We start from the raw sequence: 13772 nt of genomic DNA, 5'->3' as shown, positions 1-13772 counted from the left end.
CGGGCCCCGCTTGGCGCGGGGCCCGCCCGGAGTGATGCCACCGTCACCCGGCGAACGGGGTCCGGTGGGTGATGCGCGGCGTGTGAGGTGCGGTGCACGGTGTGTGGTGCGGTGGTGTGTGGTGCGGTGGGGACACCGACCGGCACCCGTCAGCACCCATCAGCGCGCGGTGTGATCAGCGCTGCGCGGCGCGGGCCCGGCGGTAGAGCACCGTGCCCGCGAGCAGCATGCCCGCGGCGGCCGGAATGGCCAGTTCGACGGGGCCCGCACCGGTGTGCGCGAGCTGCTCCTTGCTGCCGAGGTTCGCGGACGGGTCCAGGCCGTGGGCTCCCGTGTGCTCGGCCTGGTGGCCCTGGGAGGAGTGCCCGGGCTGCTCCGAGCCACCACCGGGGTTCGAACCCCCCGGGTTGCTCGGGTTACCGGGGTTCCCGGGGTTACCCGGGTTCCCAGGCTGACCCGGGTTCCCAGGCTGACCCGGGTTTCCGGGGTTGCCCGGGTTACCAGGATTTCCGGGGTTCCCGGGGTTACCCGGGTTGCCAGGATTCCCCGGGTTGCCGGGGTTACCCGGGTTTCCCGGATTGCCGGGGTTCCCGGGGTTCCCGGGGTTCCCGGGGTTGCCCGGGTTCTCCGGCACCGCCGGCACCGTCTCCCCGCAGTCGCCGCCGTCACTGCTGTTCCCGAACCCGACCGCGCTGACGTTGTTCCCGCACACATTGACCGGGACGCCGATCGGGGCCTGGATGTTGTTGCCGGAGGCGATGCCCGATGAGTCGCTGCTGCCGCCCTGCGCCTGCGAGCCGCCGGACTGCGAGCCGCCACCGCCGGACGAGTCGCCCGAGCCGCCGCCGGACCGGTCGCCACACTGCCCCCCACCCGCGCCGTTGAAGACACCGATGACGCTGACCGTGTTTCCGCACAGGTTCACCGGCACGTGTACCGGGGCCTGGATGTTGTTGCCCGAGACGATGCCCGGCGAGTACGCGGCGCCACCGTCGGCGCCCGACCCCGCCGCATGGGCATAGCCGCCGGTCACGGCGAGAACGCCGCTGGCCGCGGCTACGGTGATCAGGCCCTTTTTCGCAACCTGTCGCATAACTTTCTGCTCCCCTAGCCTTCCGTCCCGGCCGGAGTGCGCGCGGGCGATCTCGCCCGCACCCCCATCCCCGAGCGGCCCCGGAGCACGCACACTCCGAGACCACCCGGGATCACACCCCGGTGGACCGTGACTCGATGTCACGTGATCGATGCGGTAGTTGCCGAAGGCGGGGCACAGCACCACCCCCTTGTCGGCATCGCGGCCCGGTTACGGGCCGCACACACCATGTAACGAGGAGGGAGCAATCAAGCTATCAAGCTACGACACCATTCACCCTTTTTGGTCCCTTCGGTATGTGTGATCGATTAGGCCGATCGGGTCAGCCCCTCAGTGCGCCCTCAACACCCCGGCAGACCCCTCGGCCCGCCCTCAGCACGCGTCCAGGAACCGGTCCAGCACCCGCACACCGAACTTCAGCCCGTCCACCGGCACCCGCTCGTCGACCCCGTGGAACATCCCGGCGAAGTCCAGCTCCGGGGGCAGCCGCAGCGGCGCGAAGCCGAAGCAGCGGATGCCGAGGTCGTCGAAGGACTTCGCGTCCGTACCGCCCGAGAGGCAGTACGGCACGGCGCGGGCGATCGGGTCCTCGGCCTTCAGCGCCGACTGCATGGCGTCCACCAGTGCCCCGTCGAAGGTGGTCTCCAGCGCCTTGTCCGCGTGCACGTCCTCGCGCTTGACCCGCGGGCCGAGGATGCGGTCGAGGTCGGCCAGGAACTCCTCCTCGAACCCCGGCAGGAAGCGCCCGTCCACATGCGCCGTGGCCTGCCCCGGAATGACGTTGACCTTGTAGCCGGCGCTGAGCATGGTCGGGGCGGCGGTGTTCTGGAGCGTGGCCCCGATGATCTTCGCGATGCCGCCCAGCTTGGTGAGCGTCTCGTCCATGTTCTCCGGGTCGAGCGGGGTGCCGAGGGCGTCGGACAGCTCGTCCAGGAAGGACCGTACGGTCTTGGTGACCCGCACCGGGAACTTGTGCCGCCCGAGTCGCCCGACCGCCTCGGTCAGCTCGGTGATGGCGTTGTCGTTGTTGGTCATCGAGCCGTGACCCGCGGTGCCGTCCACCGTGAGCCGCATCCAGTGCATGCCCTTCTGCGCGGTCTCGATCAGATAGAGCCGCAACTGCTCGTTGACGGTGAAGGAGAAGCCGCCGACCTCGCCGATCGCCTCCGTCACGCCCTCGAAGAGGTCGGGGTGGTTGTTGACCAGGTGCTTGGCCCCGTAGACCCCGCCCGCCTCCTCATCGGCGAGGAAGGCCAGCACGATGTCGCGCGGGGGCTTGCGGCCGCTGCGCAGCCGCTCCCGGACGACCGCGAGCGTCATCGCGTCCATGTCCTTCATGTCCACCGCGCCCCGGCCCCAGACGCAGTCGTCCACGATCTCGCCGGAGAAGGGGTGGTGGGTCCAGTCCTCGGCGTTGGCCGGTACGACGTCGGTGTGGCCGTGGATGAGCAGCGCGGGACGGGACGGGTCCTCCCCCTCGATCCGTGCCACGGTCGACGCCCTGCCCTTGTGCGACTCGAAGATCTTGGGCTCGAGCCCCACCTCGGCCAGCTTCTCGGCGACGTACTCGGCGGCCGCGCGCTCACCGGGGCCGGAGTGGTCGCCATAGTTACTGGTGTCGATCCGGATCAGGTCACGGCAGAGGTCGACCACCTCGTCCTCGCCCTTGACCGTCCCGGTCGTCGTCGCGCCCGAAAGCGACTCACTCACGATGCCTCCTCGTCGTTGCGCTGCCGCGGAACGCCCTGCCACGGACCCCCGCGGCGGGGGTCACCCGCCCATACTCCTCCGCTCGCCCGCCCAGCCCAAGGCGGCAATACCGCCGTCATGCCCCCGTCACACAGCCCGCCCGCCCGGCCACCCTGGGGCACGACCGGCCGTGATCGAGCACGTCCCGATGTTTGCTATGGTTTTCCATGTCGGAACGGCCACGGGCCGAACGGCAGACACCTGGTCCGGGTGGCGGAATGGCAGACGCGCTAGCTTGAGGTGCTAGTGCCCTTTATCGGGCGTGGGGGTTCAAGTCCCCCCTCGGACACGTTCACTACGCACATAGTCGCTGCTGGCCGGGTCTCGGTCAGCAGCGTTTGTGTTTCATGGTCGTAGGTCAGGTGCGGTCCGAGCTGTCGGTGGACCTCGGCCTTATAGACGGGGTCGTGCTCTGCGTAGGGGTGCAGGGGTTCTTACCGTGTCACGTCAGCCCGGATCGGGTGCCGTGGTGGAGCGGGGCAGCCGGGCCCGGAAGACGGTGGCGCCGGGCCTGCTGGTCAGCAGGACCGTGCCACCGTGCGCCGCGGTGACGGCCCGGACGATCGCCAGCCCCAGTCCGGTGCCGCCCGCGGTCCGCGCCCGCCCCGGGTCCGCGCGGGCGAACCGCTCGAACACCTCGTCCTGGAGCGACTCGGGGACCCCCGGCCCATCGTCCGCCACGCTGAACTCCACCCAGTCCGCACCGGCCGGTCTCAGCCGGACCGTGACCCGGGTGCCGGGTGGGGTGTGGGTGCGGGCGTTGGTCAGCAGGTTGCCCACCACCTGCTGGAGCCGGTGCTCGTCGCCGAGCACCGTCACCGGTTCCTCGGCCAGCTCCAGCGTCCAGTGGTGGCCGGGCCCGGCGGCCCGTGCGTCGCCCGCCGCATCCAGTACCAGCCGGGTCAGATCGACCGGTCGGCGGGCCAGCGGCCGTCCCGCGTCGAGCCGGGCGAGCAGCAGCAGATCGTCCACCAGCGTGGACATCCGCTCCGACTCGGCCTGGATCCGCTCCAGCGCGTGCCGCACCTCGTCCGGTACCGGGCCCGGATGGCGCAGCGCCAGCTCGGCGTGGCCGCGGACGGAGGCCACCGGGGTGCGCAGCTCATGGCTGGCGTCGGCGGCGAAGTGCCGTAGCCGTTCCTCGCTCGCCTGGCGACGGGCCAGCGCGTCCCCGACGTGGCCGAGCATGCGGTTGAGCGCGGTGCCCACTTGGCCGACCTCGGTGCGCGGATCGGTGTCCGGCACCGGTGGCGGCATGGCCACCTCACCGCTGGCCAGCGGCAGCTCGGCCACCCCCGCGGCGGTCGTGGTCACCCGCCGCAGGGGGCGCAGCGACAGCCGCACCCACAGCGCCCCGGCCACCCCGGTGGCCAGCAGCGCGCTGCCGAACACCACGCTCTCCACGATCTCCAGCCGGTGCACGGTCTCCTCCACCGGACGCAGTGGCAGCCCGGTGACCAGGACGTCCCCGTCGTCGCCGTGAACCGCGACCACGCGGTAGCCGCCGAGCGCGGACAGACGCACGCCGTGACCGTCGCCGTCCACCGGAAGTCCCGCCAGGACCCGCCGGTCGGCGCCGGTCAGCGGCACGGCGGCGTCCGTCTGGTCGCGCACCACGGCGGCATCGGTCGTCGTACCGCGCAGCAGCCGGGCGCCGAAGGTGCGGTCCGACTGGCCACGGGTGTCGGGCGCGTTGTCGGCGTCGGGGTGCCGCTCACCGTGCTCCAGGCTGGCCGGGAACCGGCCTCCGGCCGCCGTCAGCTGCTGGTCCAGCCGACGCACCAGAAATCCCTCCAGCGCGAACACCGTGGTCAGCCCCACCGCCAGACTCGCGACCGCCAGCAGCACCACCAGCCCGGCGGTCAGCCGGGCACGCAGCGTACGGGGTGGCCACCAGCACAGCCACCTGGTGAGCGGCCGCGTCATGAAACCTCCGCCTTCAGGACGTAGCCGACCCCGCGCACGGTGTGGATCAGCGGTGCCCGCCCCGCGTCGATCTTCTTGCGCAGATAGCTGATGTACAGCTCGACCACATGGGCCTGGCCGCCGAAGTCGTAGCTCCACACCCGGTCCAGGATCTGCGCCTTGGACAGCACCCGGCGGGGGTTGCGCATCAGGAACCGCAGCAGCTCGAACTCGGTGCGGGACAGCTCCACGGCCACGCCCCCGCGGGTCACCTCCCGCGCCTGCTCGTCCATCACCAGGTCCGCGACCACCAGCCGGTCGTCACCCGGCTCCCGCGCCATCCCGGCCCGGCGCAGCAGTCCGCGCAGCCGGGCCAGCACCTCCTCCAGACTGAACGGCTTGGTCACATAGTCGTCGCCGCCCGCCGTCAGCCCTGCGATCCGGTCCTCCACCGCGTCGCGCGCGGTCAGGAACAGCACGCACACATCCGGCAGCTCCGCTCGCATCGCGCGCAGCACCGCGAGCCCGTCGGTGTCCGGCAGCATCCAGTCGAGTACCACCGCGTCCGGCCGGAACGCCCGTGCGGCGTCCAGCGCGGATCCGCCGTCGGCGGCGATACGGACCTCCCAGCCCTCGTAGCGGAGCGCCCCCGACAGCACCTCGGTCAGATCGGGCTCGTCGTCGACGACGAGGACGCGGACCCTGGCGCCGTCGGGGCGCAGCAGAAAACGGCTGGTGGAGTGCGTATTCATGATGCGTCCAGCATCCCTCGCGGTGCGCGGTGCCGAGGCCCCGCCCTTCCTCTGAGTTTCCTCTGAATCCGATGAGTTTCCTCCGAATCCGAGCTCGTCCACCCGGATTCATAGGGTCCTCAGAGCTCCGCCGGTGACGCTGACCGGGCACGTCGCCGAGAGGACCCCCATGACCAGCACGACGCCACCGGCCCCGGCCAGGACCCGCCCGTCCCGGTCGGCACCGCGCCCGCCCAGCCCCGTCCCGGCCCTCGCGCACCTGGTGATCTGGGGCGGGGCCGCCGCCGTCCTGGCGCTGTGGTGGAGCGACACCCCCTCGGTCGTGGGTGCCGTCGGCTGGCTGACCGGCGCGGGGCGGATCACCGGACTGCTCGCCGGTTACGCCTGCGCGATCCTCCTGCTGCTGATGGCGCGCGTGCCGCTGCTCGACCGCGCCATCGGCACCGACCGGCTGGCCCGCTGGCACGCCCTGGGCGGCCGCTACACGATCTCGCTGGCCTGCGCCCATGTCCTGCTGATCATCTGGGGGTACTCGCTGGAATCGCACACCGGAGTGGTGGGCCAGACCACCACTCTGGTCCTCCACTATCCGGACCTGCTCAAGGGGACGATCGGTTTTCTGCTGTTCCTGATCACCGCGATCGTGTCCGCACGCGCCGTGCGCCGTCGCATCCCCTACGAGACCTGGCACCTTCTGCACTTCGCGACCTACCTCGCGGTCTTCCTGGCCTTCGGGCACCAGCTCTCCAACGGGGCCGACTTCGTCGGCGATCGCCCCGCCCAGGTGGCCTGGTACGCCCTCTACATCGGGGCGGCGGCGCTGCTGGCCTGGTACCGGTTCGCCGTCCCGGTGCGCCGGGCGCTGCGCCACCGGCTGTACGTCACCGAGGTCCGGCCCGAGGCTCCGGGCGTCGTATCGGTGTATCTGTCGGGCAGCGGGCTGGCGGAGCTGCGCGCGGAGCCCGGCCAGTTCTTCCGGTGGCGGTTCCTGACCCGGGGCATGTGGTGGGCCGCCAACCCCTACTCCCTCTCGGCCGCGCCGCACCCCGCCTATCTGCGGATCACGGTCAAGGCGTCCGGTGGCCACAGCGCGGCCCTGGCCCATCTCCGGCCCGGCACCCGGGTTCTCGCCGAGGGTCCGTACGGGGCTTTCACCGCACGCCGCCGCCGCGCCCGCAAGACCCTCCTGCTGGGCGGCGGCGTCGGGATCACCCCGCTGCGGACCCTCTTCGAGACGCTGCCCGGCGAGGTGATCCTCGTCTACCGGGCCCGGCGCCCCCAGGACCTGGCGCTGCGCGGCGAGCTCGACGCGCTCGCCGCGGCGCGCGGGGCGGCCGTCCACTACGTCGTGGACGAGCCCGCCGCCTACTCCTCACCGCTGACTCCGGAGGCGCTGCGCGGTCTGGTGCCCGACCTCGCGGAGCGCGACGTCTACCTGTGCGGGCCGCCCGGGATGACCGAGGCCGCGTCCGCGGCCCTGCGCGGGGCCGGGGTGCCACGCGGCCGTATCCACCACGAGTCGTTCGCGCTCTGAGCCGCCCGCCATCTCCCCGACGAACAGGAGTCAGACCGTGCGCAAGGCCGCCGTGACCACCGTCTCGACCGTGGCGGGTGTGATCCTGCTGCTGTCGCTCAAACCGCACCAGAACCCGGCCCCGGCCGTGGCCGAGCCGTCGGGACGGCCGTCGCCCGCGCCGACCGGGCACAAGTCCTCCGGCGGTGGCGCCTCCGGCACCTCCGGCACCTTCACCGGCAGCGTGATCAACACCTCGTACGGACCGGTCCAGGTGTCCGTCACGCTCTCCAACGGCAGGATCACCGCCGTCAAGGCGCTCCGGACCCCGTCCGACCGCCCCCGCTCCCAGCAGATCGCCGCGGACGCCGTGCCCCGGCTGACGCGGGAGGCGCTGAGCGCCCAGAGCGCGCACATCGACGCGGTCTCCGGCGCCACCTACACCAGCGACGGGTACACCCGATCCCTCCAGAGCGCACTGGACAAGGCCGGTGTCTGAGGTGTCCGCCCCCGCGCGCGGGCCGCGCCACGTCGAGCACGTCATGGGCACCGTGTTCTCCTTCGACCTCCGCGACCCGGTCACCCCGCCCGTCCGCCGGGCCCTGAACGAGGCCATGGCCTGGCTGCACCACGTGGACGAGGTCTTCTCGACCTACCGCCCCGGCAGCGCGATCAGCCGCCTCGGCCGTGGCGAGCCGGTACCGGAGCGGTACGGGCCGGACGTGTCCGAGGTGTTGGCGCTGTGCGAGGAGGTGGCGCACACCACCGGCGGCTGGTTCAGCCATACCCCCGGCGGTCGGCTCGACCCGTCCGGATTGGTCAAGGGCTGGGCGATCGAGCGGGTCTCGCGGATGCTGTACGCGGCGGGCGCCCACAACACCTGCGTCAACGGCGGCGGCGACATCCGGCTGCGCGGCGAAGCCGCCCCCGGCACGCCCTGGCGGATCGGCATCGCACACCCCGCCCGCCCCGGGGAGCTGGCCGCCGTGGTCACCGGACGCGATCTGGCCCTCGCCACCTCGGGAACGGCCGAGCGCGGCCCACACATCCTGGACCCGCACACCGGCGAGCCCGCCACCGCCCTGGCCTCCCTCACCCTGACCGGCCACGACCTCACCCGGACCGACGCCTACGCCACGGCCGCGTTCGCCATGGGCGCCCGGGCCCGGGACTGGGTCGAGGCACTGGACGGCCACGAGGGGATGGGGATCACCGCGGCGGGTGAGATCTGGCGCACCCCGGGCTTTCCCGTGGCCGATGAGGCGGGGCCCTGAGGCCCGGCCCCGCCCGGCCGTCGGCCGGTTCAGCCATGGGCCGGGCCGGGCGCCGAGCGGGCGCCGGGCGGGCGCGCCGGGAAGAGTCGTCTCTGCACGCGCATGACGACATGCCCCAGGCCGGAGAGCACACCGGCGATCGCGAGGTCGACAGGTGGCAGCGGCTCGGTGCCCAGCAGGGCGCGCAGGGGCGGGAGATAGACGCCCGCCACTTGCAGGGCCAGGGCCGTGCCCACGGCCAGCAGCAGGAACGGGTTGGTGAGGCTGCCCGGGCGGGCCCGGGAGCCCAGCCCGACGCCGAGTTGGGTGGCGCCCAGAATCAGGAACATCATGGACTGCCAGGGGCGGCCGGTCTCCCGCGCCCAGACTCCGGCGGCCAGAGTGACAGCGGCGACGAAGACCCCCATGGCCAGGAGCCGCGGCCAGAGTCCGGCGCCCAGGACGCTCTCCTCGGGCGGGCGCGGTGGGTGGCGCATCACCCCCGGCTCCACGGGTTCGGCTCCCATCGCCACACCGGGGAGGCCGTGGGTGAGGAGGTTGATCCACAGGATCTGTGCGGGAAGCAGGGGCAGGGGCATGCCGAGGAACGGGCCGAGGAGCATGACCAGGATTTCCGCCGTTCCTCCGGCGAGGGCGTAGAGCAGGAACCGGCGCACATTGGCGTAGACACGGCGGCCCTCCTCGACGGCGGCGACGACGGTGGCCAGGTTGTCGTCGGCGAGCACGAGGTCGGCCGCTTGGCGGGCCACCTCGGTACCGCGCTGCCCCATGGCCACGCCGATGTCCGCGCGGCGCAGCGCGGGGCCGTCGTTGACGCCGTCGCCGGTCATCGCCACCACCTGCCCCGAGGCGCGCCACGCCTGGACGATGTCCAGCTTCTGATCGGGTGTGGTCCGGGCGTAGACGCGCAAGGCGGTCAGCGGACCCGCGGTGCCCTGGCGGATCCGCATCCCCGTGGTGACCTCGTCCTCCCGGGCCACGATGCCCGCACGCGCGGCCACCGCCCGTGCGGTGAGAGGGTGGTCGCCGGTGATGAGGACCGAGGTGATGCCGGCGTGTTCGCACGCTGCGATGGTGGTCCGGGAGGTGTGGCGCGGCGGGTCGAGGATGCCGACCAGGCCGAGTAGCGAAAGCCCCGCCTCCCAGTCGTCGGGGCTCCGGGGCCGTGTCTCGTCGTGGTCGGCCGAGGCGATGGCGAGGACACGGTATCCGTCCCGGGCCAGGGTCTCGGCCTGGGCGGCGGCCCGGGCCCGGGTGTCCGGGGGATCGGTGAGGACCGGCGGCCGGAGCATGACCTCCGGGGCTCCCTTGCACATGACCCGCAGTCCGCCGCCGGGCGCGCGGTGCACCGTCGTCATGCGCTTGCGCGCGCTGTCGAAGGGGATCTCGTCGACCCGTGGCAGTTCGCGTTGCAACGCGGCCCGGTCCAGGCCGAGTCTGGTCCCCGCGGCGAGCAGGGCCGCCTCGGTGGGGTCGCCCATCGCACGCCACCGTTCGTCATCGTCCGACGGAGGCTCCAGCGCGGCGTCGTTGCACAGCATCGAGGCCCGCAGCAGCGCGGCCAGGTCCGGGGCGTCGCTCACGGTAACCGGTTGGCCGTCGCGTGCGACGCGGCCCTCGGGGTCGTAGCCGATGCCGCTGACAGTGGCCTCGCCCCATGGCGTCCATAGCCTCTCCGCGGCCATCCGGCCCTCGGTCAGGGTGCCGGTCTTGTCGGTGGCGAGCACCGTGACCGAGCCCAGGGTCTCCACCGCGGGCAGCCGCCGGACGATGGCGTGTCGCTCCGCCATCCGCCGCGCCCCAAGGGCCAGGGAGAGGGTGACCACGGCGGGCAGGGACTCGGGCACGGCCGCGACGGCGAGGCTGATCGCGGCCACGACCATCAGCTCGACCGGCTGCCCGCGGACCAGCCCCAGGGCGAGCACCACCGCGCACAGTGCGACGGTGACGGCCGCCAGCACCCTGCCGAAGCGGGCCAGTCGGCGCTGTAGCGGGGTGAGTCCGGGCGCGGTTCCCATCAGCGCGGCGATCCGGCCGAGCGCGCTGTCCGGGCCGGTCCCGGTGATCCGGACCCGTCCGCGGCCGCGGACGACCACCGTGCCCGCCGAGACCGTGCCCGCCGAGGCCGTGTCAGACGAGACCGTGTCCGCCGAGACCGTGGACGGCGGCCGGTTCGCGAAGGTGGCCTTCTCCACCGGGACGGACTCGCCCGTCAGCGCCGACTCGTCGACCAGGAGCAGAGCCGCGTCGATGACCTCGCCGTCAGCGGGCACGATGTCCCCCTCGCCCAGCAGGACCAGGTCTCCCGGCACGACGTCGGCGGCCGGTACGGAACACTCCGCGCCGTCGCGTATCACCCGGGCGGTGGGCGCGCTGAGCGCCGTCAGGGCAGCCACGGCCCGTTCCGCCCGCACCTCCTGGACGACTCCGGCCACGGTGTTCACGGTGATGACGAGCAGGATCACCGCGGCGTCGGGGAGATCTCCGGTGGTCAGGGTCAGCACCGCGGCCACGAGCAACACCACGATCAGCGGGTCGCGCAACTGCTGGAGCACACGACGCCACACCGGAGTGCGCCGCTCCCGGGCGACGACATTGGCCCCGTACTCCCCCAGCCGCCGCGCCGCCTCCTCCCGCGACAGGCCCGCGGCGAAGTGCTCGGCGGGGCGAGGGGTTGGCATGCCTTCATCGTGTGGCCGATGTTCTTGGATCGCATCCGGCGCCCCGGGACTGGCGACGGGACCGAAGCCAACCACTTCCGCCGTCAGAACCGATCGGTCCGAACCAGGAAGCGGGGCGGTGTGTCCGTCCCCGCGGGGTACCCCCACATGCGGACGAGTCGACCGCAGGAAAGGCGGTGGGGATGATGGCGCTCCCGCTGGTCGTGGGTGTCGATGGATCGGAGTCCAGCCTGCACGCCGTGGACTGGGCCGTGGACGAGGCGGCACGCCATGAACTCCCCTTGCACCTGGTCAATGCCTCCCGGTGGGAACGGTACGAGGGCCGCCTGCCCTCGTTCGGCACCGACCGTCCCACCGGGGATGTGGCGGCCGAGAACATCGTCGCCGCCTGCGCGGAACGTGCGGCGTTGCGCAACCCCGACGTGAAGGTGTCCGCCGAGGTCCTGGCCGAGGACACGGTGATGGCGCTGCTGGAGCAGAGTCGTGAGGCGTTCGCCGTGGTCACCGGGTCCCGTGGCAGGGGTGCGGTCGCGGGAGCGCTGCTGGGGTCGGTCAGTCTGGCGGTGGCGGCGCGCGCCGTCTCCCCGGTGGTCGTGGTCCGGGGCGGGGAGCAGAACCGCGCAGGCGCTCTCCGGCGCGTGGTCCTCGCCGTCGGCGATCTGGTGGAAGGGTCGGCGGCCGTACGGTTCGCCTTCCGTGAGGCGCGGGCGCGGGACGCCGCACTGCACGCCGTGCGCTCCTGGCGGCGCCCCGCGCACCCCCGCGCAGGTCAGTCGCCGCTGGAGCGTGAGGCGGGCGGCCTGATCTACGAGGAGCAGGCGGCGGGCGTCCTCAGCGAAGTCCTGGACGGCGTCGAGCGCGGGCGCGACGACATCACGGTCCATCGCGAAGTGATCGAAGGGCCGGCGCACCAAGTCCTGCTGGACGTGTCGGAGCAGGCCGATCTGCTGGTCGTCGGTGCTCTCCGGAGTCGTGACCACACTGGGATGCAGCTCGGCCGGGTCAGCCACGCCGTACTCCACCGCTCCGCGTGCCCGGTCGTGATCGTGCCCCAGCGAGTGTGAGCGCGCACGCCACCACGTGGGCTCAGGTGCGCCACCGCCGGGCAGCACGGAGTCGCCGCGGGTAGGGGTCGTGGGCATGGCGTGGCAGGATGCGCAGCCGGACGTCCAGGGCGACGGCTCCGTCGGGCCGGACCACTACCGGGTTGAGGTCGGTCTCGGCGAGCTGAGGCAGGTCACAGGCCATCCGGGACAGCCTCAGCAGCAGCTGCTCCAGTCCCTCCAGGTCCACGGCCTCGCCGCCCCGGTAGCCGAAGAGCAGCGGGGCGCAGCGCGGAGCGGTGAGGAGGCTGTGCACATCGCGGTCGGTGAGCGGGGCGAGCCTCGCGGCGTGGTCGGCGAGGAGCTCGGTGGCGGTGCCAGCCCGAGATCGGCGAAGACCTTCAGGACCTCGTGGTTCTCGGCGAGCGCTTCGGCGGTGAAGCCGGAGACGCCCGCCTCCCGGGCCGAGTGGACCAGGTGTTCGAGCAGCAGTGTGCCGATGCCCTGCCCGCGACGGCCCTCGGCGACGGCCAGGCCGATATCGGCGGACACCGGTTCGCCGGGGGGCGCGGGCAGCACCGTGTACTCGGCCACCCCGACCACCCGGCCGTCCGCCAGGGCGAGGAGCGCACGGTAACCGCGGTGTCCCGGCGCGCAGACGCGGTCCGCCGCCTCCCGCGCGTAGTACGGGTTGACGGCGAAGAACCGCAGCCGCGTGGCCTCGGGAGACAGCTCCCGATGCATGCGCAGGACCTCGTCCCGGTCCTGTGGCAGCGCGGGGCGTATCTCGACGGTGGAGCCGTCGGCGAGCAGGGCGTGGACGGTATCGGGGCGGGACGCGGTATCCGTCATCGGTGTTCCCTCCCCCCGGCCGGGTCCGCGTCGGGAGCTGGTCCGCGGTCCGGTGTCCGGAGCGCGGCCGCGTGGTCGGGCACGAAGGTCTGAAGGTGCTTGGGCGGCCGCTGGTAGCCGGTGGGCGCGGGGCGGGGCGGCAGACGCAATTCCGGGAGCCGGACGTCGCCGTACGGAACGGTCGACAGCAGATGGGCGATCATGTTGATCCGGGCGGCGCGCTTGTCGTCGCTCTCGACGACGTACCACGGGGCCTCGGGGATGTCGGTGTACGCGAACATCTCGTCCTTGGCGCGGGAGTACGCCTCCCAGCGGGTGATGGACTCCAGGTCCATCGCGGAGATCTTCCAGCGCCGCGTGGGATCGCCCAGGCGCTGGCGGAACCGCCGCTCCTGCTCGGCGTCGCTCACCGAGAACCAGTACTTGCGCAGCAGGATCCCCTCCTCGACCAGCATCCGCTCGAAGAGCGGGCACTGGTGGAGGAAGCGCTGGTACTCCTCCTCGGTGCAGAATCCCATGACGCGTTCGACGCCGGCCCGGTTGTACCAGCTGCGGTCGAAGAGCACGATCTCTCCCGCGGCCGGTAGCTGCTCGACATAGCGCTGGAAGTACCACTGGGTGCGTTCGCGGTCCGTGGGCACCGGCAGGGCGACGGTGCGTACGACACGCGGGTTGAGCCGTGCGGTGACCCGTTTGATCACGCCGCCCTTCCCGGCCGCGTCCCGTCCCTCGAAGACCACCACGACGCGCTGTTCCTCGACCCGCACCCACTCCTGGAGCTTCACCAGTTCGATCTGTAGACGGCGCAATTCCCTCTCGTACGGGGCACGCGGCAATCGTACTGGTTCACTCTCACCCGGCGGTGTGTGGCGCGCCATGGGTTCCCCCTTCCGGACCGGCTGAGCACGTG

Annotated in this window: 10 protein-coding genes, 1 tRNA gene and 2 pseudogenes; 5 read left to right on the top strand and 8 right to left on the bottom strand. The window is 72.5% G+C overall.

The features are described from left to right. Nucleotides 1-175: 175 nt before the first annotated feature. Complete coding sequence (locus tag ABD329_RS21570) at nt 176-1093, bottom strand: chaplin (protein WP_198280741.1); 918 nt, start codon at nt 1091-1093, stop codon at nt 176-178. A 372-nt stretch (nt 1094-1465) separates the two neighbouring features. Further along, complete coding sequence (locus ABD329_RS21565; protein ID WP_198280740.1) at nt 1466-2803, bottom strand: M20/M25/M40 family metallo-hydrolase; 1338 nt, start codon at nt 2801-2803, stop codon at nt 1466-1468. Between the two features lie 243 nt (nt 2804-3046). On the opposite strand from ABD329_RS21565, the gene ABD329_RS21560 reads away from it, so the two are divergent. After that, nucleotides 3047-3131: transfer RNA gene (locus tag ABD329_RS21560), tRNA-Leu, on the top strand. Nucleotides 3132-3289: 158 nt separating this feature from the next. Here the strand turns inward: ABD329_RS21560 and ABD329_RS21555 are convergent. Together ABD329_RS21555 and ABD329_RS21550 are read right to left on the bottom strand one after the other, a co-directional pair. After that, nucleotides 3290-4768: a sensor histidine kinase gene (locus tag ABD329_RS21555; RefSeq protein ID WP_198282060.1), complete on the bottom strand. Its 1479-nt coding sequence runs from the start codon at nt 4766-4768 to the stop codon at nt 3290-3292. Next, a complete protein-coding gene (locus ABD329_RS21550) occupies nt 4765-5499 on the bottom strand; it encodes a response regulator transcription factor (protein WP_246619180.1) in 735 nt (244 codons plus the stop codon). The genes ABD329_RS21555 and ABD329_RS21550 overlap by 4 nt, the downstream gene beginning before the upstream one ends. A 169-nt stretch (nt 5500-5668) precedes the next feature. Here ABD329_RS21550 and ABD329_RS21545 point away from each other — a divergent pair, with 169 nt between their 5' ends. Genes ABD329_RS21545 through ABD329_RS21535 form a run of 3 tightly spaced genes read left to right on the top strand, consistent with a single transcriptional unit; the run spans nt 5669 to nt 8286 of the window. Then, a complete protein-coding gene (locus ABD329_RS21545) occupies nt 5669-7033 on the top strand; it encodes a ferredoxin reductase family protein (protein WP_344316769.1) in 1365 nt (454 codons plus the stop codon). Nucleotides 7034-7070: 37 nt separating this feature from the next. Further along, nucleotides 7071-7511, top strand: a complete 441-nt coding sequence (locus ABD329_RS21540; protein WP_198276442.1) for an FMN-binding protein — start codon at nt 7071-7073, stop codon at nt 7509-7511. A gap of 43 nt (nt 7512-7554) precedes the next feature. Then, nucleotides 7555-8286, top strand: a complete 732-nt coding sequence (locus ABD329_RS21535; RefSeq protein ID WP_198276449.1) for an FAD:protein FMN transferase — start codon at nt 7555-7557, stop codon at nt 8284-8286. A gap of 29 nt (nt 8287-8315) precedes the next feature. Here the strand turns inward: ABD329_RS21535 and ABD329_RS21530 are convergent, their stop codons facing one another. Beyond that, a complete protein-coding gene (locus ABD329_RS21530) occupies nt 8316-10967 on the bottom strand; it encodes a cation-translocating P-type ATPase (RefSeq protein ID WP_198276441.1) in 2652 nt (883 codons plus the stop codon). 185 nt (nt 10968-11152) lie between these two features. Between ABD329_RS21530 and ABD329_RS21525 the strand changes: the two genes are divergently transcribed. After that, nucleotides 11153-12031, top strand: coding sequence for a universal stress protein (locus tag ABD329_RS21525; RefSeq protein ID WP_198276448.1), 879 nt, complete (start codon nt 11153-11155; stop codon nt 12029-12031). A gap of 22 nt (nt 12032-12053) precedes the next feature. Here the strand turns inward: ABD329_RS21525 and ABD329_RS21520 are convergent. The 3 genes and pseudogenes from ABD329_RS21520 to ppk2 form a co-directional block, all read right to left on the bottom strand. Further along, nucleotides 12054-12389: pseudogene (locus ABD329_RS21520) on the bottom strand (acetate--CoA ligase family protein); the annotation flags it as partial. Between the two features lie 59 nt (nt 12390-12448). Further along, nucleotides 12449-12754 (bottom strand): annotated as a pseudogene (locus ABD329_RS48265) (GNAT family N-acetyltransferase); the annotation flags it as partial. 104 nt (nt 12755-12858) lie between these two features. Next, nucleotides 12859-13740, bottom strand: coding sequence for a polyphosphate kinase 2 (gene ppk2, locus ABD329_RS21510; protein WP_198276438.1), 882 nt, complete (start codon nt 13738-13740; stop codon nt 12859-12861). Nucleotides 13741-13772: the final 32 nt, after the last annotated feature.

Origin of the sequence: Streptomyces javensis (assembly GCF_039525925.1) — a bacterium.
Lineage (GTDB): Bacteria > Actinomycetota > Actinomycetes > Streptomycetales > Streptomycetaceae > Streptomyces > Streptomyces asiaticus.
The sequence above is the reverse complement of the archived record's forward strand: the minus strand, read 5'-3'. Positions and strand labels throughout refer to the sequence as shown.